Here is a 24,640-nt window from a genome sequence, read left to right as displayed (position 1 = left end):
ACCGTTTCGGATCAATAGGACCCGGCTGCAGGCAAGGGCGGACGCGGAGTTCCGTCAGTCCGCCCCGGACAGCGGTATTGCCAGCGCGGCGCGCTGGTGCCGGTCGGGGTGGCCGTGACCGACCGGCGCAGGGTGCCGCGGGCGGGCGGCCGCCGCCTCTGGCGGGTGGGACCGACGCCCCGGCGGTGGCTCACCACCGCCGGGGCGGTCTTCGACGGCCGGGCCAGCGGCGCGCCTGGTGTGCCCAGACCGCTCACCCTGCTCCGTCGACTTACCGTGCCGTGGCCGCACCCCCCGTCGCCAGGGCCCGCAGGCGGTCGGCCGTGCCGTCGCGGCGGGCGCGGCGCAGGCCGTGTTTGGCCATCAGGCCGTTGCCGAGGGCGATCAGTGTCTTGTTTGCCGGCGCGGCCAGCGCCTTGGCCGTGTGGGGTGCGTAGAGGCCACGCTCGCCGGTGACCGTCAGCCATCCGGTGAAGGTCCGCATGCTCAGGCCGGCGCATTGCGCGTTGAAGGCGTGCGCGAGGAGTCCGGCCCGTCGGCCGCCCGGCGGCAACAGCCCAGAGGCGGCCTCAAGTTGCAGTCCGGTTTCGTCGTGCCCGGTCACCCGCACGGGGACGATCACGGGGAAGCCGTCCGCCCCCTGGTACCCCAGCAGACGGTGCGGCATGTCAGCGATCTTGCGCAGCTGCGTGCCGACCGGGACGCGCGGCGCCGTGCCGTTCTTCGGCGGCCGCTGCGGGTCCGGCGCGGGCGGAAGCGCCGGGCCGTTCACGTCCGGGCTGCCGTGGGTCGTCAGGTCGGGCCACACGGCGATCCGTTCCACCGTGACGTCGACGAACACCCGCTCCTGGAGGTACTCGCGCAGCACCCAGTCCCACACCCGGCCCTGCTTGACCGGCCCCAGGAACCGTTCGGCGGCGGCCGCGAGGACGGCCAGCCGTTCCGGTGAGGGCTGCATGTCCAGCGTGGCGCGGCCCTGGGCGAGGACGTACGACGGATGGTCGGCGTACCCGTGCAGGCGTGTGTGGTAGGCGAGCGAGACACGTGGGTCCCGCAGGATGCGTTCGAGTTTCCTGGGAAAGCCCAGCGAGGTGGTGAAGCCGACCACGCCTGCCTCGCGGTCGGCCAGGCCCACGGGGGACACACTGGCGACGACGGTGCTGCCCGCCGGGGTGTTGTAGGCGACGGCCACGGTCAGGTCGCCCCTGATGACGTCGTCCACCTCGTCCGGCCAGGTGAGGGGTTCGGTGGTCATGCGGCGCTGCCCCGCAGGACGCGCAGTTCCTCGTGCGCCTGCTGCCGCATCGCGGGCACGAGCAGCCGCGCGGGCTCGGGCAGCCCTCCGAGCAGCAGCTCGACCTCCTCGGGGGTGCCTGCCTCGTCGAGGAAGCCGATCATCAGGTGAAGGGCGACGGGCGGGGTGCTGGCGATCACCTGCCGCGCGAAGTCGTCCCACGCGGCCGGGCTCATGTGGTCGCGCAACGCGGGGAGAAGTATTGGTTCCTCGTTCTCCAAGTGCCCGAGCACGCTGTCGCGTACGGCCACGGCCGCCTCGTGCAGGGCGTGCCGTGCGTCCTCAGCGTGGACGGCGACCGCAGCAAGTCGGTCCAGAGCGGCGTCCAGTCGTTCGTGCTCGTCGGTCAGTTCCTCAAGGGCTTGTGCGGCGGCCGGCGCCGCCTCGGCGAGCCGCGGCCACAGCAGGTCGTCCTCGGTCTCGTGGTGGTGGCGGATGGCGGCAACCAGGAAGTCGCGCAGCTGCGCGAGGGCCGCCAGGGGTACGGAGGGCCGCGGCGCCGCGTCGGCGAGCAGGGCGGTCATCAGGCGGTGGGTCTGGTGGGTGAGCCGGGTCTCCATGAGGGCCTTGGGCTCTGTGGTGGTGTTGCGTTCCATAGGGCATCATTTTCATTAGAGAGCTTTATTGTCAATAAAGACCCCTACGGGCGCGCATATCATGGTGCGGTGAACAGCCGGAAGTACCACTCGCCCAGCCGCCTCGACTCGGCCGCCCGGACCCGTGAAGCGATCCTGGGCAGCGCCTACTCGCTGTTCCTCGATCGCGGATACAGCGGCGTGACCATCGGCGACATCGCCAAAGCGGCGAACGTGGCCGTGCCGACCGTCTACAGCAGCGCGGGGAGCAAATCGGGCATCCTGCTGACCCTGCTGGAGCCGGCGCTCACCGACCCCGCCGTGGCCGAGTGCCTGGCCGCGGTCGAGGCAAGCGGGGACCCGTACGAGGTGGTCCGGCTCACCGCGGACGGCACTCGCCGCACCCACGAGCGCCACTGGGACCTGGTCTACGGGATCTTCTACCGCGACCCGCCCGGGGAGGCCACGGTGAAGGCGGTGCTAGACCGGGGCAAGGACGACTTCGTCCAGGCCCTGACGCGCGTGGCCGAACGCCTGGTGACGCTGGGCTCCCTGCGCCCCGAAGTGGACACGGCGTACGCGCTGGACGTCCTCTGGTTCTACTTCGGACCGCACGCCTGGACGACCCTGGTCGGGCAGCGCGGCTGGACCTTCGACCGGGCCGAGGCCTGGGCGACCCGCGCCGCGGAGCATGCGCTCTTGCTGCCTCGAACAGCGGACCCGGCTCAGCCTGCGACCGACGGCGCCGAGCCGTCGTAGCCGACCGGGGCGATCAGGAGAGCATCGACGAGGTCCCACCTCCGCCCGTCCCCGACCCGGCAAGGCGCCGAGTTACGCGTCCGGTTCGCCCCGCAGGAGCCTCCTCCCGCCCAGGACCGGCTGGCCAGCCTGTCAGCCGAGGTGGGCTTCGCCGATGCCCGGTGGCGGTCCGGATGGCGTGGGGACATCTGCGAGACGTTGCATGCGCCGTGTCGGCTTGAGTGCGACGGGAGCGTCTGGCCTTCCGAGGCCGTCAGAACTCCGTGGTGCCTGGGCTGCGGTCTTCTGCAGCTTGGTCCCCGGCACCTTGCAAGCTGTCTCAATCGGTTAGGTCAGGAGGAGTTGGACGCCGAGCTGGATCGGAGACCTGCTCGCGGACAGACTGCTCTCCATGAGATCAGTAGGCATCGCCACCAGGGCGCAGATCGGGAACCGGTATTGAGTGGCAGCCTGCCCTTCTATCACCCAGACCCCCTAGCCAGCGGGTCCATCCGCGCGGCTGAACGCTTCGCGGGTGAATTCACTGGGGTGTGCATCGTGAAGTTGCAGGTCACGGGTCTGGTGTGTGCGGGGTTCGCGATGCTCGCGCTGGTCGCGGGCGGATGACTTCGGTGTAGATCGTCGGTCAGCGGGAGACTTCGCGGTTCGTCAGAACCAGCAGAGCCCTCACCAGGGCGGTCGCCCACTTCGGGTCGGTGCGGACCTTGCCGAGGACCCGCCAGTTCTTCAGGTGGGCGAAGCCGTGCTCGACCGGCGCCCGGACGGCGGCCAGCGCCTTGTTGGACAGTTTCTGCCCTCGGGTCAGGGGCCGGTTGCGGGCGGCCCTGTAGCCGGTGATCACGGCCGGGTCGGCGTCCGGGCCGCTGTCGTCGAGGCCGGTGAAGCCCAGGTCGGCGATGGCGCCGAGCCCGGCCGCCCGCAGTTTCGCGGTGAGCTGGTCATGACGGCAGGCGGTGATCTCCGAGGATCGTCCGGGGCGGGCCGCCGAGGCCCACAGCAGGCGGCCCCGGTCGTCGGTGAGCCCGATCACCAGCAGGCCACGACACTTGTGCTTGCCGGAGTAGTTCTTCCGGTTCGCCGTGCCGGTGCGCCGCCGGGTCCGTATCAGGGTGCCGTCGAGCAGGACCACCCCGCCATCCGTTCGGGCGATCTTCTTGAGTGCGCGGTCCAGGCGTGGGGCGCGGGCGGCGAGCAGGCCAACGGCCTCGCGCACCCACCGGGTGACCGTGGTGCGGTGCACTCCGTTGCCGCCGGCGAGGTCGCCGGGCCGCTGGTCACAGCGCAGCACCGCCAGCACGATGCCGGCGATCTTCCCAGCGGGCAGGGCCCTCCAGCGCGAGCCGAGCTTCTTCAAGTGGCCGCGTATCAAGGTGGCGGGGTAGTTCAGGGTGGCGCTCGACAGCGGCAGGCGGGCGGTGCAGACAAGGCCGTCAGGGCCCTCGACGGGGCTGGTGCTGTTCTTCACAAAACACGTCAACTGCCGTCGGGGGCCCGCCGGTTACGCCCCGACACCCCGCCTTGGTGTGGCTACCGGCGTGCGGTGAACCGTCCGTCGGGCCGCTTGTGCAGCCAGCCACGGTCAGCGAGCTTGGTCATCTCCGCCCGCAGCCGCTCCAGCTTCCCGCGCACCGCCACCTCAAGTCCCAGCTCCTCGCCCACCGCCCTGACCTGCACCGGGCCGTCCGCTGCCCGCACGATCGCCAGGATCCTGCGGTAGTCGCCGGGCAGGGCGGCCTCGTCGGTCGCGTCGCTGCGGTGCGGAATGAGCAGGACCGCCCGTCCGCCACCTGCGCCTTCGCTGGAGCGACAGCCTCGGCGTCGGCGTCGGCGTCGGCGTCGGCTTGGACCTGCTCGGCCAGGCGGTTCAGCACCCGCTCCGCGATCGCCAGTTCGTCCCGCTCGACCCGGACTTCCTGAAGCTGCTTGGTCAACTGCTCGGCGAGAGCGTCCAGCTCGCTCCGGCGAGCGGTGATCCACTGCCGCTCCTGCATCCCGCAGCCCCCGCGATCTCATAACGTGCCGACCTGCTGACGGATCGTAGGCGGGGGTCGGTCGCGAGCGCAGCCGAACCCGGCATCCCACCGGAACCGGACCCGCCCGATGATCTACACCAGGGACATCGGCCACCGACCAGCGCGAGTACACGAGCCATCGCTCACACCAGACCCATGACCTGCGGCGCATCGGCCAAGCTCTCAGATGGCCCGGCCCAGGGTCATCGCGCGGGATCCGGGTGTGAAGCAGCAGAGTGCCGTTGTGGCCGATCTGGGTGCAGGCAGGGGAGAACGGCCGCAGTGCCCCGTGGGTGAGGAACGCTTCCGCCTCGGGCCGGTGGAGTTGGCCGGCCAGACGGTTCAGAACCGGGACCAATTCCGGCATGTGCGCACGGAACAGCGCCCGGACACGATCCGCGCCTTGCGCAGTGCGGCCCTCCCCGGTCAGCAGGCCCTCCATCTCCTGCCACAGGGACCGGGCGTAGGCAGCCCACCGCCCGTCGCTGCCGTCGCCGACCTCGATCGCCCGGAAGGTCTTGTGCTGTTGCCGCACGGCTGCCACTCCCCCGTGAGAATCGGACGAGACGAGGGCAACCTAGCCAGTGAGGAAGGCAATCACCAGGTGGCCGCCACCGGCGACGGCCGGGCGCTGCGCCGGGAGGCGTTCGAGTCCTTCAGCGGTGACCACGGTCTGCGAGCCGGGTCAGGTCCCCCGCTTGTCGGGTGCGCGATACAGCGCTCGCCGCCGGGAGAGACACCAAGCCGGCGTCCCCTGTTCATGAGGGCGGGGCGGCAGCCGGGTCAGCTCTTTGAACGGAGGTCCTCCGCGGCGGCGAGGAGGTTGGCCTCCAGAGCGAGCATGCCGTCGAGGACCTGAGCCCGGTTCTCGGAGGGCATGTCCCTGATCGTCAGCTCTTCCAGGCGAGCCCACACATCCTCCACCTGCCGACGCAGCACCTGGCTGGCCGCGGTCGGCTCGACGAGGGAGGCGCGCTTGTCGGTGGGGTCGGGGCTGCGCCGTACGAATCCGGACCTCTCCAGACGCTGGATCGTCCGGGTCATCGTGGCGGCGTCGGAATCGAGCACCTTGGCGAGGTCCGACTGGCGCTGCGCTCCGGTCTCCCACAGCTGCATCATGACCAGTTCCTGTCCTGGATACAGGCCCACATCGCGCAGCAGGGCACCGGCGAGCATGCGGTGCAGGCGCGAGACACGGAAGATCGTGTGGCTGATCGGACCCCTCGCCGCGGTGGATGGCTGGACGACCTTCTGACTGGCGGCTTCGGTCACGGAAAACGTCTCCCTTGCATCGACGGCGAGCCCTTGGCGGGTCGAGTCTTGCCATCGTACAAGAGAAACATGTCCGAGCAATAAAGTGCCAGCGGCAGGCGGCTCCCTCCTCTCATCGCGCCGCACGGGCGACACGGGGGTAGCCGGGCGATGCACTACCTGATTGGACAAATAGCCGGTGGGGCGCCCGGCGGCAGACGTGGCCGACGGTCGCCGGTGTGACCCCACCAGCGGCAGACAGGCTCACGCAGCGGCCAGCCCCTGGGCGCCGGGCCGACCGGCGGGGTATGCGGCGTGAGGGCTTCGGTCCGGTCGATGTGGATCATTTATCTGCTTGAGCATGCATTGCTGGTTCCGAGGTCATTTCGCTTGACGTTGTGGTGACCGGCGTCACATGTGTGGTTGCGGCCGACCAGGTTCGCCCCGGCCCATCCTCCTGCCGTGAGGAACAAAATCCCAGTTCAGGGTCGCCATTCAAGGTGTGCGGCGGGGTGAGGCGGCATGGTGTCTGTCTGGCGCGCGTCCATCAATGAGGCCTGGGGTCACGAGCAAGGGAGTTGCATGTTCGAGCAAGTAAGTCTACGTTGCTAGGGAATCAGTGGTCAGTCACCTAATCGATCGGAGACCTCATGTCCACGCTTTGGAACCCCGTCCAGCTGGGTGACATCGCCCTCCCGCACCGTCTCGCCATGGCGCCGATGACCCGGGACCGCTCCACTCCCGAGGGCGTGCCGACCCGGCTCAACGCCGTCTACTACGCCCAGCGCGCGTCACTGGCCCTCATCGTCACGGAGGGCACGCAGCCGTCCGAAGACGGTCAGGGGTATCTGCTGACGCCCGGGATCCACACCGCCGAGCAGATCGCCGGATGGCGTCAGGTGAGCGACGCGGTCCACGCGGAGGGGGGTCGTATCGTCATCCAGCTGATGCACGTGGGGCGTGTCTCCCACCCGGACAACACTCCGCACGGGCGTCAGCCGGTGGCCCCGTCGGCGGTGCGGCCCGAGGCCAGCATGTTCACGGCCGGCGGCATGCAGCCGATCCCCGAGCCGCGCGAACTGTCGAAGAGCGACATCGCGCAGACGGTCCAGGACTTCCGGCGCGCGGCGGCCGCGGCGATCGAAGCCGGTGCCGACGGCGTGGAGATCCACGGTGCCAACGGCTACCTGCTGCACCAGTTCCTGTCCAGCAACGCCAACCAGCGCACCGACGAGTACGGCGGTTCCGTCGAGAACCGCATCCGCTTCGCCGTCGAGGTCGCCACCGCGGTCGCCGACGAGATCGGACCGGGCCGGACCGGGTTCCGCATCTCGCCCGGCAACCCCTTCAACGACATCGTCGAGGACGACCTCCCGCAGCTCTACGGCGCCCTGGTGCCCGCTCTGGCGGGCCTCGGCCTGGCCTACCTCCACGTGGCGCACGGAGGCGACGAGACGCTGCTGAAGAGCATCCGCGGCGACTGGCCGGGGGCCCTGCTCCTCAACCGGCCCGGCACGGACATCCAGACCCGTGTGTCGGACCTGGAGAACGGCCTCGCCGATGTGATCACCGTCGGTTCCATGGCCCTGGCCAACCCCGACCTGGTGGCCAGGGTCAGGGCGGGCGCACCCCTCAACGAGCCCGACCGGGCCACCTTCTACGGCGGCGACGAGCGCGGCTACACCGACTACCCGACACTGGCCGAGAGCACGGCCTGAACAGAAGTGAGGTACCGATCATGCAAAGCAACCGAGTCGTGGTCATCACCGGGGCCGCCGGCGGCATCGGAGCAGTGCTGGTCGCGCGTTTCGTCGCCAACGGTGACACGGTCATCGCCACCGATCTCAGCGAGCAGGCGCTCGAGCGGCTCCGCGACGGCTTCGGCAGCGACGCAGCACTCGTCACCGTCGCCGCGGACCTCTCCGGCGAGGACGGTAACGCAGCACTCGCCGCTGCCATCCGCGAGCACGCGGACCGGGTCGACGTACTGATCAACTGCGCCGGCTGGTTCCCCATCACGGGCTTCGAGGACATCGAACCGCAGGAGTGGCGCCGGGTCATCGATGTGAACCTCACCGGTACCTACCTCACCACCCGTGCGCTGCTCCCCCTGATGAAGGAGAACGGCTGGGGCCGCATCGTCAACTTCGGCTCCGGTTCCTTCTTCGACGGAACCCGGTTCCAGGCCCACTACGTCGCCGCGAAGGCCGGCGTCATCGGGTTCACGCGGTCCCTGTCCCGCGAGGTCGGCGACTGGGGCATCACGGTCAACGTGATCGCTCCGGGCCTGACCGTCACCGAACCGGTTCGCAGGACGTTCCCGCAGGAGGTGCTCGAGGCGCAGCGTGCCGGCCGGGCACTGAAGCGGGACCAGGTGCCGGAGGACCTCGTCGGGCCGGTGTTCTTCCTGGCCTCCCCCGACGCGGGCTTCATCACCGGACAGACCATCAATGTCGACGGCGGCAAGTTCATGACCTGACGTCACCGGCGCGCGAGCGGGCCCTGGACCGGGTCGGTCCGGGGCCTCGCCCGTTCAGACGTCAGCGAGGACCCTGATCTCCGTTGCGGCGTACCGCGCCTCGTCGGGTCGCCGCGGATCGAGGACCGAGCCGAGCCAGCCCAGCAGGAAGCCGAGCGGGATGGAGACCACCGCGGGGTTGCTGAGGGGGAAGCAGGCGAAGTCCTGGTCGGGCAGAAGGGCGGCCGGGGTGCCCGAGACCGCGGGTGAGAAGACCACGAGGAGTACGGAGAAGATCAGGCCTCCGTAGGTGCTCCACAGCGCGCCCCGGGTGGTGAAGCGGCTCCAGAACATGGTGTAGAGCAGGGCCGGCAGGACGGCGGAACCCGCGACCGCCAGGGCCAGGCCCACCAGGAACGAAATGCCCTCGGCCTGTGCGTACAGCGACAGGACCGTGGCCGTGAGGCCCACCAGCACGACCGTGCCTCTGGCGACCAGGAGTTCACTCTTCTCCGACGCCTTCCCGTTCATGATCCCGACTTGGTAGATGTCGTGGGCCAGCGCGGCGGACGCGGTCAGCACGAGTCCTGACACCACGGCCAGAATGGTGGTGAAGGCGATGCACGAGATCATCGTCACGAAGACCGCGCCGAGGGACTCGGCCAGCATCAGCACGGCGGTGTTCCCCGTGTCGTTGTCGGCGACGATGGCGTTCCGGCCGAGCAGCGCCGCGGCGCCGAACCCGATGACGCCGACCATCAGGCAGAACGCCAGCGACAGCCAGGCCGTGATCTCCACGGAACGGCGGGCCGACCGCGCCGTGGGAACGGTCCTGAGCCTCATCAGTACGTGAGGCATGCCGACCGCTCCGATGCACACCGACAACTGCACGCTCAGCGAGTCGAGTTCGCCCACGAGTTGGTTGCCGTGACTCACTCCGGGCCGGAGGAAGCCGTCCCCGAGTCCGCTGTGGTTCGCGGCACGGCTCAGCAGGGCCGCGGGATCCCAGCCCACCCTTGACATGACCAGCACGGTCAGCGCGGCGCCCCCGCCCAGCATGATGACGCCTTTGAAGACCTGGATCAGCGTCGTCGCCCGCATGCCCCCGATCGCCGCGTAGAGGATCACCAGGAGACCGAGTGAGCAGACCATGAGCGCCCGCGCGCCGTCTCCCCGCAGTCCCGTGATCGGTGCGGCCAGCGCGCCGGCACCGACCAGCTGGGCGATCACGTACACCACGCAGATCACGAGGGTGGTCAGTCCCGCGGCCACATGCACGGACCGGGTGCGCAGTCGTCGCCCCAGGTTGTCGCCGATGGTGTAGCGGCCGGTGCTGTGATACGGCTCCGCGATCAGGAGCAGCACCAGGACCATGCCGACGATCGGGCCCAGCAGGTAGCCGATGCCGTCGAACCCCGTCAGCGCGATTCTGCCGGGAGAGCCGAACAGGGTCGCGGCGGACAGGTAGACACCGAAGATGGCGATGCCGTTCTGCAGCGGTGTGAGGCGTCCGTCGCCGATGTAGAAGTCGCCGGGCGTGACCCGGTGCGTCGTGACCAGGATGGCTAGGAACAGGGCACAGCACACGAAGGTCACGAAGATCACGAACACCGGGAAGCCGGCACCGGCCGCGAGCGTCTGCGCAGCGGTCATCACACCTCTCCCTCTTCTCTCAGCAGTGCTCTGACCTGCGCGGCCTCCGGGTCCAGGACGCGGCGTGCGTGGCGGGCGTACCACCCGATCGCACAGGCCGCGGTGACGCACTGGAGGAGGCTCAGCGCCAGGCCGACGTTGAGCGGTCCCGCCAGGCGTAGGGACATGAAGCCCCCGGCCTCGTTCGCCAGCAGGATCTCCGAGACGTAGAGCACGACAAGGATGGCGGCGCCCGTGAAGACGGGGCCCCTGCGGGCTGCGCGCAGTCGCAAGAGGGTGGGGTGGTAACGGAGTTGTTCGAGGGACACCGGGCGGGCGGCGGGGGCCCAGGGCTCCCCTGGCTCCCACCTGCGTCCGGGATCGGCATCCCACCCGGGCGGCGGGGTCGCCTGGCTCATGCCGCACCCGGCCGTCGTGTGGGGGCGTCGCCGGCGTACGGCTCACCGTCGTACCGGCGCGGAGGTGGGGTGATGGGAGGGCGGGACCGGGGGGTGGGCAGGAGGGTGTGTCGCATGGCATGTCCAAAGGATGAGCAGGGGGAAGGAGAGGGAAGGCCAGGGCAGCGCCGGGTGGGCGGGGGACACGTCGATACGGGGCTTCCGGCGCCGTCCTGCCGCGGTTTCCCGGCCGGCGGCGTAGCCCTCTTGAGGCAGCGCGCACGGGTGGGAACAGGACACCGAGAGGCACCGGAGCGCCACAGTCCGGAGTGGACGGGAAGAGATCCGAGCACGGATGAACTCGGGGCGCAAGTTTCCCTGCCCACTGCATTCATTGCCCGTTCAAGCACTTCGCGCCGGGCGCGGGGCAGACGTCAGGAGTCAAGCCGACGTGGCGCCTGACTGGCGATGGAGTGCCGGGGAAGCGGCGAGGAAATTCACTCCCGCCCTCTTGCCAGACCGAGATAGTACGTGCTCGGATTAATTCCGTCAGCGGCGCTCGACCGCCTTGCCCAGGTGGAAGGCCGACAGCTGCCGCTTGGCCGGATCATCACCCTTCACGCGCCGGATCGCGTGGCCCTCGTCTCTCCCTTCCTCCGATTCCCAGGAGCGAGACATGCTCGACCTCACCTCCGTCGATCTTCTCGATGCGTTCACCCAGGAGCTGAAGCTGTGCAAGCTCACGCCCGACGAACATGTCGTCGTCCTGGCCGAGCCGGCCAGCCGCGGTGACTACGTGGCGGCCGCATTCGGCGCGGCGAAGGCCTGCGGCGCACACGTCATCGCCGCCACCGTGCCCGGCGGGAACCCGTCCCCCTCGGACAGCACCCGCACCGGAGCCGGGCCCGGCCTGAGTTCCGTGCTGGACGACACGACCGCACAGGAACTGCTCAAGGCGGCCGACCTGGTCGTGGACCTCACCAGGGAGGGTTTCATCCACGCCCCGCTGCAGCAGGAGATCCTCCGGACGGGCACCCGCATCCTCTTCGTCTGTGACGCCCCCGACGTCCTCATCCGCAACCTTCCCAGGGCGGAGGACAAGGCCGAGGTCGGCAAGGGCGTGGAGCTGCTGAAGAACGCGTCCGTGATGCGGGTGACCTCCGAGGCCGGCACCGACCTGACCGTCGAACTCCCGGGCTCCAAGCCGGAGTTCCAGGTGGGTTTCGCCGACGATCCGGGTCGCTGGGACCACTGGCCGAGCACCATGGTGCTGTGCTGGCCGCGGTTCTCCGACGGCAGGATCGTGCTGGCCGAGGGCGACATCCTGCTGCCGTTCAAGGAGTACGTGCGCCAGCCGGTCACGCTGGAGATCGCGGGCGGAGACATCGAGAAGGTGTCAGGAGGCGCCGAGGCCCAGCTGCTGAACACGTTCTTCGACGACGCGGACGACCGATGGGCACGCAGCCTGTCCCACATGGGCTGGGGTCTGATGAAGACCGCCGACTGGTTCGCCACCGCCCTGTACGGCAAGAACGAGCTGATGGGCATGGACGCCCGGGCGTTCGCCGGCAACTTCCTGTGGTCCACCGGGCCGCATCCCGTCCTCGGCCGTGAGTCGTACGCGCACATCGACATCGCCATGCGCGGCTGCACCGTCTCCGTCGACGGCCGGGACGTCGTCAGCGCGGGCCGGCTCACCGGCCCCTGACCCCGCCTGCCGCACCCGCGCCCGCGCCCGCGCCCGGAGATACACACGGAGATCCACACATGGCAAGCACCCAATCGTTCGAAGTCACCGTTGTCGGAGGCGGGCTCGGCGGGATGACCACCGCGCTGGCGCTGCGACAGCGGGGCATGCGTGTCACCGTGCTCGAGCAGGCGCCCGAGTTCGGCGAGATCGGTGCGGGCATCCAGACGGCGCCCAACGCGAGCCGCGTCCTGATGGGGCTGGGGCTGCGCAAGCAGTTGGAGGCGATCCGCACCGAGCCCCTGGACCAGGTGCGGCGCAGGTGGAAGGACGGCAGCGTCATCGGGCTGACCCAGCTCGGTGACGTCTGCAAACAGCGCTACAACGCACCGTACTGGCACTACCACCGTGCCGACCTGCATCGCGTCCTCGTGGACGCCTGCGTCGATCCGGCCGGCCCCGGGCCGGTCGTCGAACTGCGCACCGGCAGCCGGGTCGTCGATCTGGACCGCCGCCGCCCGCGCCGTCCGGCCGCGGTGACCGAGGACGGCCGGCGTTTCGAGGCCGACGTGCTCATCGGGGCCGACGGCATCCGTTCCCGCGTGCGCGACCTGATGGGCCTGCCCGACACCCTGCTGTACTCCGGGGAGATGGCCTTCCGGGCCCTGATCCCGGGCGATCTCATCGCCGCCGACCCGGCGACCCGTTTCCTGGTGGACCGTTTCCAGAGCACCATCTGGTACGGCCCCGGCCGGCACCTGGTGCACTACATGATCCGTGGCGGTGAATACCTCAATGTCGTCGGCTGTGTTCCGTGCACCGACGAGGTCGCCGAGAAGTGGATGCTTCCCGCCGGCACCGACGAGCTCGTCGAGGCCTACTCCGGCTGGGACGACCGTGTCGCCGCCATCCTGTCCAAGGCCAAGGGCGACATCCTGAGCTTCGCCCTCTACCACCGGCGTCGTGACCCCGTCTGGGTGGACGGCCGCGTGGCCCTCGTGGGCGATGCCTGCCACGCGATGCTGCCCTACCAGGCCCAGGGCGCCTCCCAGGCCATGGAGGACGCCGCGGTCCTGGCCGAGGAGCTGGGCGGTGCCACCGACGACGTCATCGACATCGCGCTGCGCCGCTATGTCGACCGGCGCGCCAAGCACGCGGCATGGTGCAGGACGCGTCCCTGCAGAACAAGGCCTTCTACCACTACCCGGACGGCCCTCAGCAGCAGGCGCGTGACGAGCTGCTCCGACAGGGCTTCGACGGAGAGTCCGACGTCTCCTACCACTGGTTGTGGAGCGGCACCCCGCTCAACGACCCCGATCTGGGCGCCTACGAGTACCGCTTCGCCCGCTGACCGAGCCCGCACCCCTGGCTCCCCCTTCCTTCCCCTCCCCCGGCTGCGCCCTTCGGCCCGCCCTGCCCCGCCACCCCCCGGGTCCGCCCTGTGCGGACGCAGTCCCCCGTGAAGCAGCACCTTGGAGCGAACATGCGAACAGGCGATCAGATCGTCCAGGACCTCCCATGGAGATGGGGAGTCCAGGGCAAGATTTTCATCATCGGCGGCCTCGGCTACTTGTTCGATGCCTATGACATCGCCCTCAACGGCTTCCTGATGCCGCTGCTGGGAGCGCACTTCGAGCTGACCCTCTCCCAGCGCGGCTTCGTGGCCACCGCCAACCTGATCGGCATGGCCATCGGCGCGATCGCCTGGGGCTCGATCGCGGACCGCATCGGCCGCAAGAAGGCCTTCAGTGTCACGCTGCTGATCTTCGCGCTGTTCTCGGTGCTCGGCGCACTCTCCCCCACCTACCCGGTCTTCCTGCTCCTGCGCTTCCTGGCCGGCGTGGGGCTCGGCGGCTGCATCCCGGTGGACTACGCCCTGGTCGCGGAGTTCTCCCCGAAGAAGTACCGGGGGCGCGTGCTCACCGCGCTGGACGTGTGGTGGCCGGTGGGTGTCACGCTGTGCGGCCTGGTGTCGACGGCCATGCTGACCCTCGACCACAACTGGCGGTGGATGCTCGCCACGATGACCCTGCCGGCGCTGCTGCTGTTCTGGGTGCGGCGGGGCGTCCCGGAATCGCCGGTCTACCTGACCAAGAAGGGCAGGGAGGCCGAGGCGAGGGCCGTCATCGACGACCTGGTGGCCCGCACCGGTGCGCCCGTGGTGCCGTACGTCATCCCCGCTCCGGTGGAGAGCAGCGGAGCGAAGGGGCCGCGGGCCGCCGTGGAGCAGCTGCGTGACCTGTGGAAGTTCAGCGCTCGCATCACCTCCGCCTCCTGGCTGTTGTTCGGCACGGTCCTGCTGGTGTATTACGCGGCCCTGAGCTGGATGCCGTCCATCCTGAAGGAGGAGGGCCTCGGTGACACGGCCGCCTTCATGACCACGACGCTGATGAGTGGCGTCGGCATCACCGCCGTGCTGGTGTCGACCGCGCTGGTGGACCTGGTCGGCAGGAAGTGGCTCATCGGTGTCACGGCGCCGCTCAGCGGGCTCGCGCTGGTGGCGTTCGCCTACATGATGCACATGCCCACCGGGGCGCTCGTGGCCATCGCCGTCTTCGGCTTCCTGATGCAGCTGACCATCCCGGCCCTGTACGCCTACGTGCCGGAGCTCTACCCGACACTGCTGCGGGCCAGCGGATTCGGCTACGCGTCGTCCTTCAGCCGGGTGCTGACCGGCTTCGCACCGCTGCTGTTCGGCTCCGTGATGTGGCCCGTGCTGGGGCTGAAACTGACCTTCGGGATGCTGGCCTTGGCCGTGGTGGCGGCGGTCGTGTGGATGGCGGTCGCGGCTCCCGAGACCAAGGGTCGCGCCCTCGACGAGGATGCCGAAGAGGCCGCGGCGCCCGGTGCGAAGCCACTGGCGGCCGATCAGGCCGCGCTCTGAGGGTTCGTCCCGCCTGACACGGACGTCCGTCGGTGTCAGGCACCGTACGACAGGGGAAAAACGTGAAGCCTGCTCCCTTCCGCTATCACCGGGCGCGTGACCTGGAGGGCGCCACGGCGCTCCTGGCCGAGCTGGGCGACGATGCCAAGGTCGTCGCCGGCGGCCAGAGCCTGGTCGCGATGATGAACTTCCGGCTGGCCCGGCCCGCGCACCTGGTCGACATCGCCGGTCTGCGTGAGCTGGACCGCCTCGGCGTCGGCGCCGACGGCGGCTTGCGCATCGGGGCACTCACCACCCACCACACGGTGGAGACCGCCCCGGCGCACACGCTGGGGGCAGGCTTCGACGTCATCCGTGACGCCATGGCGTGGATCGGCCATCTGCCGATCCGCACCCGGGGCACGGTCGGCGGCAGCATCGCACACGGCGACCCGACCGCCGAATGGTGTCTGCTCGCCGTGCTGCTGGACGCCGAGTTCGTGGCCCGCGGTCCTCTCGGCCGGCGCCGTGTCCGGGCCGACGAGTTCTTCTTCGGCTACTACACCACCGCGCTGCGGCACGACGAGATCCTCGAGGAGATCGTCTTTCCGCGCCCCGCGCCCCACGCGGCGCTGACCGAGTTCGCCGAGCGCCGCGGGGACTTCGCCCTGGTGTCCGCCGCCGTCGATCTGGACGTGGACGGCGGGGCCGTCCGCGGCGGCCGGGTGGCCGTCGGCGGCGTGGCCCCGACACCCGTACGGGTTCCAGGGGCGGAGGCGGTGCTGGCCGGGGGCGGCTCGTTCCGCGACTGCGCGGAGGCGGCGTCCCTCGTGGCCCCGGCCGGCGACGCGGCCGGCAGCGCCCCCTACCGCAAGCATCTCGTCCGCACCCTGGTGGAACGCGCCTGTGAGGAGGCGATGTCCCGATGAAGCCCGCCCACGACGACCGGATGGTCGGCAGGTCCACGGCGCGCCGGGAGGATCCCCGGCTGCTGACCGGACGCAGCCGTTTCGTCGACGACCTGGAGCTGCCGGGCATGCTCCACGCGCAGTTCGTCCGCAGCACCGTCGCCCACGGTGTGATCACCGGCGTCGATCTCACCCAGGTGCGCCGGGTACCGGGCGTCGTCGCCGCGTTCACCGCCGGGGAACTGGAGCTCGGCGACATCACGGCCCGGCTCGACCGCCCGCCGGCCGAGTTCGTCCCCACCGCCATGCCGGTGCTCGCCCGCGACCGGGTGCGTTACGTCGGCGAGCCCCTCGCCGTGGTCGTCGCCCGTGACCCCTACAGCGCGGAGGACGGCCTGGAGGCCGCCAAGGTGACGTACGACGTCCTCGCGCCCGTCACCTGCGAGGAACAGGCCCTCGCCCCCGGCGCGCCGCTGGTGCACGACGAGGCCGCGCACAACACCCTCGTCGACGTCTCGCTGTTCGCGACCGAGGACATCGACGAGATCTTCGACAGGGCCGCGTGTGTGGTTCATGTGGAGACGCGGACCGGACGGCAGAACGCGCTGCCGCTGGAGACCCGCGGCGCGGTGGCGCACTGGGACGCCCGGGAGGAACAGCTCGTCCTGCACACCTGCACCCAGGTCCCGCACCAGGTGCGGACCGTGGCCTCGCGCTGTCTGCGGCTCGACGAGCGCGCGGTGCGGGTGGTCGTCCCGGACATGGGCGGCGGTTTCGGGCTGAAGTGCGTGGTCGGGCGGGAGGAGATCGCCGCCGCCGCGGCCGCGCTGCGGCTCGGCAGGCCCGTGAAGTGGATCGAGGACCGCAAGGACGCCCTGTCCGCCTCCTTCCTGGCCCGTGAGCAGCACTACACCGCCCGTGCCGCCTTCGACGCCGACGGCCGGATCCTCGGCCTCGACGCCGACGTGGTCTGCGACATGGGCGCCTACTCCTGCTACCCGTTCACCGCCGGCATCGAGCCGCTGATGGCCTCCGCCGAGATGCCCGGTGTCTACAAGGTCCCGGCCTACCGGGTGCGCGGCCGGGCCGTCACCACCAACAAGGCGCCCACCGCCCCCTACCGGGGGGTGAGCCGCCCGCAGTACGTGATGGTCGTCGAGCGGCTCATGGAACGCGCCGCCCGTGAGCTGGACCTGGACCCGGTGGAGATCCGGCGCCGCAACGTCATCACCGAGTTCCCGTACACCGGCGTCAACAACATGACGTACGACCCGGGCTCGTACCTGGAATCGCTCAACCTGTGCGAGCTGGCGCTGAAGGAGGCCGGCTGGTACGAGCGGCAGGCGGCCGCGCGGGCCGAGGGACGGCACCTGGGGATCGGGTACAGCTGCTTCAGCGAACGCACCGGCTACGGCTCGACGGCCTTCGCCCAGCGCAAGATGGAGGTCGTCCCCGGGTTCGACCTGTCCGAGGTCCGCATGGACACGAGCGGTGCCGTCACCGTCACCACCGGCACCGTGAGCCACGGGCAGAGCCACGAGACGACCATGGCCCAGATCGTCGCCGACGCGCTCGGCGTCGACATCGCCAAGGTCAAACTCCATCAGGGCGACACCGACCGCATCACCTACGGCTGGGGAACGTTCGCCAGCCGTTCGATCGCGATCGGCGGAAGTGCCGTACGCCTGGCGGCGGCCGAACTGGGCGACAAACTCCGCGCCATCGCCGCCGCCGAGTGGGGCATCTCGCCGGACGGCACCGAACTGGTCCGGGGCGGAGTACGCCGCCGCGACGACCCGGAGGCGGTCCTCACGCACACGCACCTGGCCGACACCGCCTATCTCAAGTCGCACCTGCTGCCCAAGGACATCTGCCCCGGGCTCACCGCCACCGCCGTCTTCGACGCCTTCAACGACGGCACCTTCTCCAACGCCACCCACGGGGCCGTGGTGGAACTGCACGAGGGCACCGGGCAGGTGGAGATCCTCGACTACGTGTGCGTGGAGGACTGCGGTGTGGCGATCAACCCGCAGATCGTGGAGGGCCAGTGCGTCGGCGGCATAGCCCAGGGCATCGCCGGAACGCTCTTCGAGCAGGTGACCTACGACGCCCAGGGCGAGCCGTCAGCCACCAGTTTCATGGACTACAAGGTGCCCACCGCCCATGAGATGCCCGAGGTCCGCCTCCACCACCTGCAGACGCCGTCCGCGTTCACGGAGACCGGGGCCAAGGGCGCCGGCGAAGGCGGCACCATCGGCGCCCCCGCCGCCGTACTCAACGCCGTCAACGACGCGCTGCGCCCCACCGGCGTCGAAATGGACGACACACCCATCACACCGCAGACCGTCCACCGCGCCCTCACCGCGTCGGCGCCGCAGGAGACACCATGAACGACACCGACGGCCGCAGCGACGACATCCAGTTGCTCACCCTCCACGTCAACGGCACGCAGCACGAAGTGATCACCGAGCCGCGCCGCACCCTGGTGGACGTGCTCCGGCACGACTTGCGGCTGACCGGTGCCCACGTCGGTTGCGAGCACGGCGTCTGCGGGGCCTGCACGGTACTCGTCGACGGGCTCCCGGCCCGGGCCTGCCTGATGTTCGCCGCGCAGGCGGAGGGAGCGGCGATCACCACCGTCGAGTCCCTCGCCGATCCCGACACCGGCGAACTCAACGACCTGCAGCGGGCGTTCACCGAACACCACGCCCTGCAGTGCGGTTTCTGCACCCCCGGCTTCCTCATGCTCGCCCAAGGGTTCCTCGCGCGGCAGCCGGAGGCGGACAGGGAGGAGATCAAGGAGATCGTCGCCTCGAACCTGTGCCGGTGCACCGGCTACCAGAGCATCGTCGAGGCGATCGACAGCTGCGCGAGGACCCGGCGCGCCCAGCGGGCCGCGGGCACGGAGGGAACACCACCATGCAACTGATCAACACCGTTCCTGTCAAAGCCGCTCCCGAGGAGGTCTTCGGCCTCATCAGCGACGTGGCGCGCGTGGCGTCCTGTATGCCGGGGGCCGCGCTCGAGGGCCGTGACGGCGACGCCTGGAGCGGCACCGTGAAGGTCAAGGTGGGCCCGATCACGGCCGCCTACGCCGGCACCGTGCGCTTCCTGGAGGTCGACGCCGTCAAGCGGCAGTTGCGGCTGCACGCCCGCGGCGCCGACACGCACGGCAGCGGCGACGCCGAGGCCGAGGTGTTCCTCGAGGTGCGTACGGCCGGGGACGGCGCGGAGTTGCACCTCACGACGGACCTGGTGATCCGCGGCAAGATCGCACAGTTCGGCAAGGGCGCCGTCGCCGCCGTGTCCGACCGGATCCTCCAGCAGTTCGCCCAGAACCTGGGAGACCTCCTGCAAGCCCAGGACGCAGCGGCGGCGACACCGTCCTCCGGTGCCGTCTTCGCGCCGCGGGCCGCCGTGCCGGCCGCGGCGTCCGCCGAGCTCAACGGGCTGGCGCTGGTCGCCGTGCCGCTGCTGAAGAAGTACGGGCCGGTGGTCGCCGCCTTCCTGCTCGGGGTAGCGCAGGGCCGGCTTCTGGGCAGGCGGCGATGAGGGGCGGACTCCACGGTGCCCGCACCGACCACGTCTACGAGCGGGCCGGCTTCGGCGCCAGGGTCCGGCGCGGCAGCCGTCCGGCCATCGTCGTGGTGGACCTGACACGGGGCTTCACCGAGGACTCGTTCCCTTCGGGTGCGGACCTGACCGACACCGTCATCGCGACGACGTGCCTGGTCGAGGCGGGACACCAGGCCGGCGTGCCGGTCATCTTCACCGCCATCGCCTACACCGAGGCCGAGGCCGCTGGCCACTCGGTCACCTGGCTCGGCAAGGCACCGGGGCTGCGCCGGCTGGTGGAGGGCAGCGACGCGGTCGCCATCGACCCGCGGCTGCCCATGGCCCCCGACGACCTGCTCGTGGTGAAGAAGGGCGCCTCCGCCTTCTTCGGCACGGGCCTCGCCGCCACCCTGACCGGACTCGGCTGCGACACGGTCCTGGTGTGCGGTGCCACCACCAGCGGCTGTGTGCGGGCCACCACCGTCGACGCCGTGCAGTCGGGCTTCCCGGTGCTGGTGCCCCGCTCCTGCGTGGGCGACCGGGCCACGGGACCGGCGGAGGCCGCGCTCTTCGACATCCAGGCCAAGTACGGCGACGTCATCAGTCTCGCGGATGCCGTCGACTACCTCGTCTCCCTGTCCGCCCCGGCCGCCCGCGAAACCGCGCGGCGTGCCCGCTCATGAGGAGGTCCGCCGTGTCGCCGCGTTCGCTCCGCCAGCCGGCCCTCGCCGATCTGGCCGACGTGCCCGCCACCAGCCGGTGGGTACGGTCCGGCGGCGTCCGGCTGCACGCCCTCGACTACGGGGGTGATCTGCCGCCGCTGGTCGTCCTGCCCGGCATCACCAGCCCGGCGATCACCATGGACTTCGTGGCCCGTGAACTGACCGGTCTGGTCAGGCCGGTGGTGCTGGACGTCCGCGGCCGGGGGCTGTCCGACGACGGTGCGGGCTATGGGCTCCAGGAGTACGCCGAGGACACCGAGGCCCTGGTCACGGGCCTGGGACTCGACCGCCCGCTGCTGTTCGGTCACTCCATGGGGGCGCGGATCGCGGCGGTCGTCGCGGTGCGGGCCGAGGTGTCCCTGCGGGGGGCCGTCCTGGCCGATCCGCCGATGAGCGGCCCGGGCCGGGGTCCGTACCCCACCGCTGCGGACGCCTTCCTGCGGCAGCTGTCCGAGGCCAGGCACGGCACGGACGCCGACGAGGTGGCCCTCTCCTGGCCGGCCTGGCCGCGGCGTGAGCAGGAACTGCGGGCGCGCTGGCTGTCCAGCTGCGCCGAGGAGGCCGTCGTGGCCACACACCACGGTTTCGAGCACGAGGACTTCTTCGACTGGTGGCCTGCGGTGCCGGCGCCCGTGGCGATGCTGTACGGGGCCGACAGCCCGGTGGTCACCGCTGCCGGTGCCGAGGAGGCGGCCCGCACACATCCGTCGGCCGCCCTGTACCGCGTACCCGGTGCCGGGCACATGATCTTCTGGGACGCTCCGGCCCTCGCCCTCGCCGCTCTGCGCACGGCCCTGAGCACCCTTCTCTCCCTGCCCCCGACCGACTCTCACGGCGTGGCCGGGCGTGGTCATGCCTGAGGCGACAGCACTGGCACCGCGCCGCGCCGCAACCCGGAGGACTCACCCATGACGGACCACCACATCGGCCTGATCGTGCCCAGCTCCAATCTGACGATGGAGACGGAACTGCCGCGGATGATGAAGGCCCGCGAGGCCGTCGAACCCGACGACCGTTTCGTGTTCCACAGCAGCAGGATGCGGATGAAGCACGTCACCGCCGAGGAGCTGCGCGGCATGAACGCGCAGACCGAGCGGGCCGCCCTCGAGCTGGCCGACGCCCGGCCCGATGTCGTCGCCACCGCCTGTCTGGTCGCCATCATGGCCCAGGGGCCGGGGCACCATTGCGTGGCGGAGGCCGAGATCGCCTCCGCGCTGCGGGCCGAGGGCGCCGGGGCCCCGGTGGTCTCCAGCGCCGGGGCGCTGCTCAGCGGCCTCCAGGCCCTGGGCGCCGGGCGGGTCGCCATCATCACGCCGTACATGAAGGAACTCACCGCCCGCGTCGTCGAGTACATCGAGAGCGCGGGAGTGGAGGTGGTCGACGCGCTCAGCCTGGAAGTGCCCGACAATCTGGCGGTGGCCCGCCTGGATCCGGCCGGTCTGCGTGCACACTGGAAGCGGCTCGACCTGCGACGGGCGGACGCCTTGGTGCTGTCGGCGTGCGTGCAGATGCCGTCGCTCGCCTCGATCCAGCCGGTGGAGGACGAAGCGGGGCTTCCCGTGCTGTCGGCGGCCACCTCGACGGCGTACCGCATCCTGACGGAACTCGGTCTGCCCCCTGTGGTGCCGGGCGCCGGGAGTCTGCTCGGCGCCGGTGCGGCGAGCCCGGCGGCACGGTGAGAGCGCCGGCGGTACGGCCGGGCCGTCCTGCCGCGTCCCGCGGCTACTGCGCGGTCACCCCACTGTCGCCCGCGGCAGCTGTGCGTGCTTAAGTAAGACGCATGGCCGATCAGACCCCGCCAGCCGATACCAGCCCGGAGACTCCCGCTGCCCTGACGGCCGCGCCCGGCTTTCAGATCCGCCGTCTCTACCAGGCGTATCTCGCGGCGTGGGCGCGCGAGGTCGACCCGGTGCTGACGGGCCCTCAGTTCGCGGTGCTCCAGGCAGTGGAGGACAATCCGGGCCGCGATCAGCGCTCGATGGCAGCGGCCGTGTCGCTGGACACGTCCACCATGGCCGACGTGGCCCGAAGGCTGGAGAAGCGCGGACTGCTGGCTCGCCGTACCGCGGCCGCGGACGGCCGCCGCAAGCTGCTCTACCTCACCGATGCGGGCCTGGCGACCCTGCGTGACGCGAACCACCGTGCCCGTACGCTCGACAAGATCCTCCTGGCCTCCGTCGAGGAGGACGCACACGAATCGTTCGTGGCCACGCTGCGGGAGCTCGCGGATCGCTGGGAGGGACTGGCCGAGGGGTCGTAGAGGTCGCTTCCGGGCAGGGTTCGCCCCTGTCCGGGTCAGGGCTCGAGGGTCTCCAGATCCTGGAGCAGGCCGGGGCGGGTCGGCTGCCAGCCGAGGGCGGCGCGGGTGTGGGCGCTGGACGCCGGCTGGTCCCTTGCGAAGATCGGGCCGAACGGGCCGAAGCTCTCCTGCGGAACCTGCTCGACCGGCAGGCCCAGTCGCCGGCCGACGGCCGTCGCGATGTCCCGCGCCGTGACTCCCTCGTCGGCGACGGCGTGCCAGGACGTACCCGCCGGCGCGCGCTCCAGGGCCAGGCGGAACAGAACCGCCGCGTCGAGCGCGTGTACGGCGGGCCAGCGCTGGGTGCCGGCTCCGGGGTAGCCGGCCACCCCGGTGCGGCGCGCGAGGTCGGTCAGCAGACCCGCGAATCCGCCCTTGCCCTCGTTGTGGACCGTGCGCGGCACGCGCACGGCCGCACTGCGCACACCGCGCGAGGCGAGGCCGAGCAGCGCGTTGTACGAACGGGCCCGGCCGCCCACCGGTCCGTCGGTCGGCAGCGGATCGGCCTCGACAGCGGCGCGTCCGGGCACCTGGGGCGTACTGGCGACCGTGACGATCGGGCGGTCGCTGCCCTCGAGTTCGCGCGCCAGCGCGGTCAGAGCGGCGCTTTCCTCGGCGATGGCCCGGGCCAGCCCGTCCGCGCTGTCGTAATCGCGTCCGAACGCCAGGCTGATCACGCCGTCGCACCGCGCCGCGCCGGAGCGCAGGACGTCGAGGTCCGCCAGGTCTCCGCGCAGCACCTCGGCGCCCGCGCTCTCCAGTGTCTTCGCGGAGCCGTCCGAGCGGGCCAGTGCGAGGACGGTGTGGCCCGTGGCGAGCAGTTCGGCGACCACGGCGGAGCCGATGGTGCCGGTGCCGCCGGTGACGAAGACATGCATGAGCTCTCCCTCAGAAGTGATGGGACTCTTGTCCCATCACTGACCCTACACCGCGATGGGACAAGAGTCCCATCACCTATCCTTGCCCCATGGCTAGATGGCAACCGGGGGCGACCGAGCGACTTGTCGCGGCGGCCGTCGACTTGTTCACGGAGCAGGGCTACGACGCCACGACGGTGGCGCAGATCACCGAGCGGGCCGGAGTCACCAAGAGCACCTTCTTCCGGCACTTCTCCGACAAGCGTGAGCTCCTGGTCGCAGGACAGGAGACACTCAGCAGGCTGCTCGCCGAGGGCATCACGGAGGCTCCGGCGGGCGCCGGCCCGCTCCAGGCGGTGGCGGCCGGTCTCGAGCGCGCCTCGGGCGCCATGGGGCCGGCCAACCGCGAACTCGGCCCCCGCCTCAAGGCGGCCGTGGCGGCCAGCACCGAATTGCAGGAGCGCGACGCCCTGAAGAGTGTCGGTCTCGCGGCCGCGATGACCGAGGCGCTCATCGCGCGCGGCGTTCCCGAGCCGACCGCGCACCTCGCGGGTGAACTGGGCGTCCTCGCGTTCAAGCGGGGCTACGCCCAGTGGTCCGAGAGCGATCGCGACGACGATGACGCCCACGGGCTCGCGCCCTACGCGCTGGCAGCCCTTGAGGAGTTGCGAGCGGCGACCGCGACGCTGAGCTGAACGATCATGCCCGGTTGCCGCCGGCCGCCTCCGAGGCATCGTGGCCGGCGGTTCGCCGCTGCGGGGAGGTCAGCCGGACAGGGCCGCGAGGGTGTCGTCCAGGTCCGTGCCCCTGGGCCGGTTGTGCGGGAGCCTGGCAAGGATCCTGGCCATGCCGCAGGTGTTGGTGAGGGCGGAGAACACCAGGCCGCCGGCGACGCCCGCGGAGAGCCAGCGGGCCGCGTTCCAGCGCCGTCCGGCGATCAGGCCGGTCAGGACGAGGGATCCGGCGGCGAGGCGGACCTGGCGGTCCATGGCCCAGGGTGTGCGGATGCCCGCGGGCCGGTGCGTGTCGTGGCCGAATTGCGTCCAGGCCGTGGTGCCGCCGGTGAGGGTGGCGGCGGTGATGCCCTCGTCGGCCAGGCGCCGGCAGGCCTCGGCGGAGCGGGCGCCGGAGGCGCACACGATGAGGAGGTCGCCGCGGTCGGCGGCGGTCTTCAGGGCGGGGAAGGCGGCGTCGAGGTGGTCCAGGGGGATGTTGTGGGCGCCGGGCACATGGCCGGAGGCGTATTCGCCGGGGGTGCGCACGTCGATGACGGTCAGTTCGTGCAGACGGGCGTAGGCCTGGCCTGCGGTGAGTGCGGTGGTGGATGCCACGGGGGGATTTTCCTTTGCTCGGTTGGGGCTACCCCTTCG

The 24,640-nt window shown here is 70.8% G+C and carries 25 protein-coding genes; 15 read left to right on the top strand and 10 right to left on the bottom strand.

Annotated elements, in window-relative coordinates; translation table 11 throughout:
• Positions 1-271: 271 nt before the first annotated feature.
• Positions 272-1,255, bottom strand: coding sequence for a pyridoxamine 5'-phosphate oxidase family protein (locus tag AC5L3C_RS37205; protein WP_493653604.1), 984 nt, complete (start codon positions 1,253-1,255; stop codon positions 272-274).
• On the bottom strand, positions 1,252-1,890 hold the full coding sequence (locus tag AC5L3C_RS37200) for a hemerythrin domain-containing protein (RefSeq protein WP_493653603.1): 639 nt from the start codon (positions 1,888-1,890) through the stop codon (positions 1,252-1,254). Before AC5L3C_RS37200 ends, AC5L3C_RS37205 begins: the two co-directional genes overlap by 4 nt.
• A 69-nt stretch (positions 1,891-1,959) precedes the next feature.
• On the opposite strand from AC5L3C_RS37200, the gene AC5L3C_RS37195 reads away from it, so the two are divergent.
• Positions 1,960-2,628, top strand: coding sequence for a TetR/AcrR family transcriptional regulator (locus AC5L3C_RS37195; RefSeq protein ID WP_493653601.1), 669 nt, complete (start codon positions 1,960-1,962; stop codon positions 2,626-2,628).
• Positions 2,629-3,253: 625 nt separating this feature from the next.
• On the opposite strand, the gene AC5L3C_RS37190 is transcribed toward AC5L3C_RS37195, so the two are convergent.
• From AC5L3C_RS37190 to AC5L3C_RS37180, 3 genes are all read right to left on the bottom strand, one after another.
• Complete coding sequence (locus AC5L3C_RS37190) at positions 3,254-4,093, bottom strand: transposase family protein (protein WP_493653599.1); 840 nt, start codon at positions 4,091-4,093, stop codon at positions 3,254-3,256.
• Positions 4,094-4,155: 62 nt separating this feature from the next.
• Positions 4,156-4,323, bottom strand: coding sequence for a hypothetical protein (locus AC5L3C_RS37185; RefSeq protein WP_493653597.1), 168 nt, complete (start codon positions 4,321-4,323; stop codon positions 4,156-4,158).
• 1,100 nt (positions 4,324-5,423) lie between these two features.
• Positions 5,424-5,912 carry a MarR family winged helix-turn-helix transcriptional regulator gene (locus AC5L3C_RS37180; protein WP_493653596.1) on the bottom strand — a complete coding sequence of 163 codons (489 nt, stop codon included), beginning with the start codon at positions 5,910-5,912 and terminating at the stop codon, positions 5,424-5,426.
• Between the two features lie 629 nt (positions 5,913-6,541).
• Here AC5L3C_RS37180 and AC5L3C_RS37175 point away from each other — a divergent pair.
• Together AC5L3C_RS37175 and AC5L3C_RS37170 are read left to right on the top strand one after the other, a co-directional pair.
• Positions 6,542-7,609 (top strand): alkene reductase, encoded by a 1,068-nt coding sequence (locus tag AC5L3C_RS37175; protein WP_493653594.1) that lies wholly within the window; start codon positions 6,542-6,544, stop codon positions 7,607-7,609.
• A 20-nt stretch (positions 7,610-7,629) separates the two neighbouring features.
• Positions 7,630-8,370: an SDR family NAD(P)-dependent oxidoreductase gene (locus AC5L3C_RS37170; protein ID WP_493653593.1), complete on the top strand. Its 741-nt coding sequence runs from the start codon at positions 7,630-7,632 to the stop codon at positions 8,368-8,370.
• Positions 8,371-8,424: 54 nt separating this feature from the next.
• Here AC5L3C_RS37170 and AC5L3C_RS37165 read toward each other — a convergent pair whose 3' ends face one another.
• From AC5L3C_RS37165 to AC5L3C_RS37155, 3 genes are all read right to left on the bottom strand, one after another.
• Positions 8,425-10,002 (bottom strand): solute symporter family protein, encoded by a 1,578-nt coding sequence (locus AC5L3C_RS37165; protein ID WP_493653591.1) that lies wholly within the window; start codon positions 10,000-10,002, stop codon positions 8,425-8,427.
• Positions 10,002-10,274, bottom strand: coding sequence for a DUF485 domain-containing protein (locus AC5L3C_RS37160; RefSeq protein ID WP_493653589.1), 273 nt, complete (start codon positions 10,272-10,274; stop codon positions 10,002-10,004). The genes AC5L3C_RS37165 and AC5L3C_RS37160 overlap by 1 nt, the downstream gene beginning before the upstream one ends.
• Before the next feature lie 654 nt (positions 10,275-10,928).
• Positions 10,929-11,057 (bottom strand): hypothetical protein, encoded by a 129-nt coding sequence (locus tag AC5L3C_RS37155; protein ID WP_493653588.1) that lies wholly within the window; start codon positions 11,055-11,057, stop codon positions 10,929-10,931.
• On the opposite strand from AC5L3C_RS37155, the gene AC5L3C_RS37150 reads away from it, so the two are divergent.
• The 11 genes from AC5L3C_RS37150 to AC5L3C_RS37100 all read left to right on the top strand — a co-directional run bounded on the left by AC5L3C_RS37150 (position 11,056) and on the right by AC5L3C_RS37100 (position 22,374).
• A complete protein-coding gene (locus tag AC5L3C_RS37150; protein WP_493653586.1) occupies positions 11,056-12,087 on the top strand; it encodes a 2,5-dihydroxypyridine 5,6-dioxygenase NicX family protein in 1,032 nt (343 codons plus the stop codon). The two genes, AC5L3C_RS37155 and AC5L3C_RS37150, sit on opposite strands and share 2 nt — an antisense overlap.
• A gap of 59 nt (positions 12,088-12,146) precedes the next feature.
• Positions 12,147-13,529 carry an FAD-dependent oxidoreductase gene (locus AC5L3C_RS37145; RefSeq protein WP_493653584.1) on the top strand — a complete coding sequence of 461 codons (1,383 nt, stop codon included), beginning with the start codon at positions 12,147-12,149 and terminating at the stop codon, positions 13,527-13,529.
• A gap of 20 nt (positions 13,530-13,549) precedes the next feature.
• A complete protein-coding gene (locus AC5L3C_RS37140) occupies positions 13,550-14,950 on the top strand; it encodes an MFS transporter (RefSeq protein ID WP_493653583.1) in 1,401 nt (466 codons plus the stop codon).
• 62 nt (positions 14,951-15,012) lie between these two features.
• The gene (locus tag AC5L3C_RS37135; protein ID WP_493653582.1) at positions 15,013-15,858 is read left to right on the top strand and encodes an FAD binding domain-containing protein; all 846 of its coding nucleotides are present in this window, start codon (positions 15,013-15,015) and stop codon (positions 15,856-15,858) included.
• Positions 15,855-18,227 (top strand): xanthine dehydrogenase family protein molybdopterin-binding subunit, encoded by a 2,373-nt coding sequence (locus AC5L3C_RS37130; RefSeq protein WP_493653580.1) that lies wholly within the window; start codon positions 15,855-15,857, stop codon positions 18,225-18,227. Before AC5L3C_RS37135 ends, AC5L3C_RS37130 begins: the two co-directional genes overlap by 4 nt.
• On the top strand, positions 18,224-18,766 hold the full coding sequence (locus AC5L3C_RS37125) for a (2Fe-2S)-binding protein (RefSeq protein WP_493653578.1): 543 nt from the start codon (positions 18,224-18,226) through the stop codon (positions 18,764-18,766). Before AC5L3C_RS37130 ends, AC5L3C_RS37125 begins: the two co-directional genes overlap by 4 nt.
• Positions 18,757-19,389, top strand: a complete 633-nt coding sequence (locus AC5L3C_RS37120) for an SRPBCC family protein (protein WP_493653576.1) — start codon at positions 18,757-18,759, stop codon at positions 19,387-19,389. Before AC5L3C_RS37125 ends, AC5L3C_RS37120 begins: the two co-directional genes overlap by 10 nt.
• Complete coding sequence (locus AC5L3C_RS37115) at positions 19,386-20,075, top strand: isochorismatase family protein (RefSeq protein WP_493653574.1); 690 nt, start codon at positions 19,386-19,388, stop codon at positions 20,073-20,075. The genes AC5L3C_RS37120 and AC5L3C_RS37115 overlap by 4 nt, the downstream gene beginning before the upstream one ends.
• Positions 20,072-20,974 (top strand): alpha/beta fold hydrolase, encoded by a 903-nt coding sequence (locus tag AC5L3C_RS37110; RefSeq protein WP_493653572.1) that lies wholly within the window; start codon positions 20,072-20,074, stop codon positions 20,972-20,974. Before AC5L3C_RS37115 ends, AC5L3C_RS37110 begins: the two co-directional genes overlap by 4 nt.
• Before the next feature lie 48 nt (positions 20,975-21,022).
• Positions 21,023-21,793 (top strand): maleate cis-trans isomerase family protein, encoded by a 771-nt coding sequence (locus AC5L3C_RS37105; RefSeq protein ID WP_493653570.1) that lies wholly within the window; start codon positions 21,023-21,025, stop codon positions 21,791-21,793.
• A gap of 101 nt (positions 21,794-21,894) precedes the next feature.
• Positions 21,895-22,374, top strand: coding sequence for a MarR family winged helix-turn-helix transcriptional regulator (locus AC5L3C_RS37100; protein ID WP_493653568.1), 480 nt, complete (start codon positions 21,895-21,897; stop codon positions 22,372-22,374).
• A gap of 35 nt (positions 22,375-22,409) precedes the next feature.
• On the opposite strand, the gene AC5L3C_RS37095 is transcribed toward AC5L3C_RS37100, so the two are convergent.
• Positions 22,410-23,291, bottom strand: a complete 882-nt coding sequence (locus tag AC5L3C_RS37095) for an SDR family oxidoreductase (RefSeq protein WP_493653567.1) — start codon at positions 23,289-23,291, stop codon at positions 22,410-22,412.
• Between the two features lie 89 nt (positions 23,292-23,380).
• On the opposite strand from AC5L3C_RS37095, the gene AC5L3C_RS37090 reads away from it, so the two are divergent.
• The gene (locus AC5L3C_RS37090) at positions 23,381-23,965 is read left to right on the top strand and encodes a TetR/AcrR family transcriptional regulator (RefSeq protein WP_125509841.1); all 585 of its coding nucleotides are present in this window, start codon (positions 23,381-23,383) and stop codon (positions 23,963-23,965) included.
• Between the two features lie 69 nt (positions 23,966-24,034).
• On the opposite strand, the gene AC5L3C_RS37085 is transcribed toward AC5L3C_RS37090, so the two are convergent.
• Complete coding sequence (locus tag AC5L3C_RS37085; protein ID WP_493653566.1) at positions 24,035-24,601, bottom strand: rhodanese-like domain-containing protein; 567 nt, start codon at positions 24,599-24,601, stop codon at positions 24,035-24,037.
• Positions 24,602-24,640 lie beyond the last annotated feature (39 nt).

It is taken from the genome of Streptomyces speibonae (assembly GCF_984686075.1).
This window is presented reverse-complemented; position numbering and strand designations above follow the sequence as displayed.

Excerpts from the sequence above, each read along its gene's own strand:
- AC5L3C_RS37205 (WP_493653604.1), bottom strand. The coding sequence starts at position 1,255 with ATGACCACCGAACCCCTCACCTGGCCGGACGAGGTGGACGACGTCATC.
- AC5L3C_RS37200 (WP_493653603.1), bottom strand. The coding sequence starts at position 1,890 with ATGGAACGCAACACCACCACAGAGCCCAAGGCCCTCATGGAGACCCGG.
- AC5L3C_RS37175 (WP_493653594.1), top strand. The coding sequence starts at position 6,542 with ATGTCCACGCTTTGGAACCCCGTCCAGCTGGGTGACATCGCCCTCCCG.
- AC5L3C_RS37170 (WP_493653593.1), top strand. The coding sequence starts at position 7,630 with ATGCAAAGCAACCGAGTCGTGGTCATCACCGGGGCCGCCGGCGGCATC.
- AC5L3C_RS37165 (WP_493653591.1), bottom strand. The coding sequence starts at position 10,002 with ATGACCGCTGCGCAGACGCTCGCGGCCGGTGCCGGCTTCCCGGTGTTC.
- AC5L3C_RS37150 (WP_493653586.1), top strand. The coding sequence starts at position 11,056 with ATGCTCGACCTCACCTCCGTCGATCTTCTCGATGCGTTCACCCAGGAG.
- AC5L3C_RS37155 (WP_493653588.1), bottom strand. The coding sequence starts at position 11,057 with ATGTCTCGCTCCTGGGAATCGGAGGAAGGGAGAGACGAGGGCCACGCG.
- AC5L3C_RS37145 (WP_493653584.1), top strand. The coding sequence starts at position 12,147 with ATGGCAAGCACCCAATCGTTCGAAGTCACCGTTGTCGGAGGCGGGCTC.
- AC5L3C_RS37140 (WP_493653583.1), top strand. The coding sequence starts at position 13,550 with ATGCGAACAGGCGATCAGATCGTCCAGGACCTCCCATGGAGATGGGGA.
- AC5L3C_RS37130 (WP_493653580.1), top strand. The coding sequence starts at position 15,855 with ATGAAGCCCGCCCACGACGACCGGATGGTCGGCAGGTCCACGGCGCGC.
- AC5L3C_RS37125 (WP_493653578.1), top strand. The coding sequence starts at position 18,224 with ATGAACGACACCGACGGCCGCAGCGACGACATCCAGTTGCTCACCCTC.
- AC5L3C_RS37120 (WP_493653576.1), top strand. The coding sequence starts at position 18,757 with ATGCAACTGATCAACACCGTTCCTGTCAAAGCCGCTCCCGAGGAGGTC.
- AC5L3C_RS37115 (WP_493653574.1), top strand. The coding sequence starts at position 19,386 with ATGAGGGGCGGACTCCACGGTGCCCGCACCGACCACGTCTACGAGCGG.
- AC5L3C_RS37110 (WP_493653572.1), top strand. The coding sequence starts at position 20,072 with ATGAGGAGGTCCGCCGTGTCGCCGCGTTCGCTCCGCCAGCCGGCCCTC.
- AC5L3C_RS37105 (WP_493653570.1), top strand. The coding sequence starts at position 21,023 with ATGACGGACCACCACATCGGCCTGATCGTGCCCAGCTCCAATCTGACG.
- AC5L3C_RS37100 (WP_493653568.1), top strand. The coding sequence starts at position 21,895 with ATGGCCGATCAGACCCCGCCAGCCGATACCAGCCCGGAGACTCCCGCT.
- AC5L3C_RS37095 (WP_493653567.1), bottom strand. The coding sequence starts at position 23,291 with ATGCATGTCTTCGTCACCGGCGGCACCGGCACCATCGGCTCCGCCGTG.
- AC5L3C_RS37090 (WP_125509841.1), top strand. The coding sequence starts at position 23,381 with ATGGCTAGATGGCAACCGGGGGCGACCGAGCGACTTGTCGCGGCGGCC.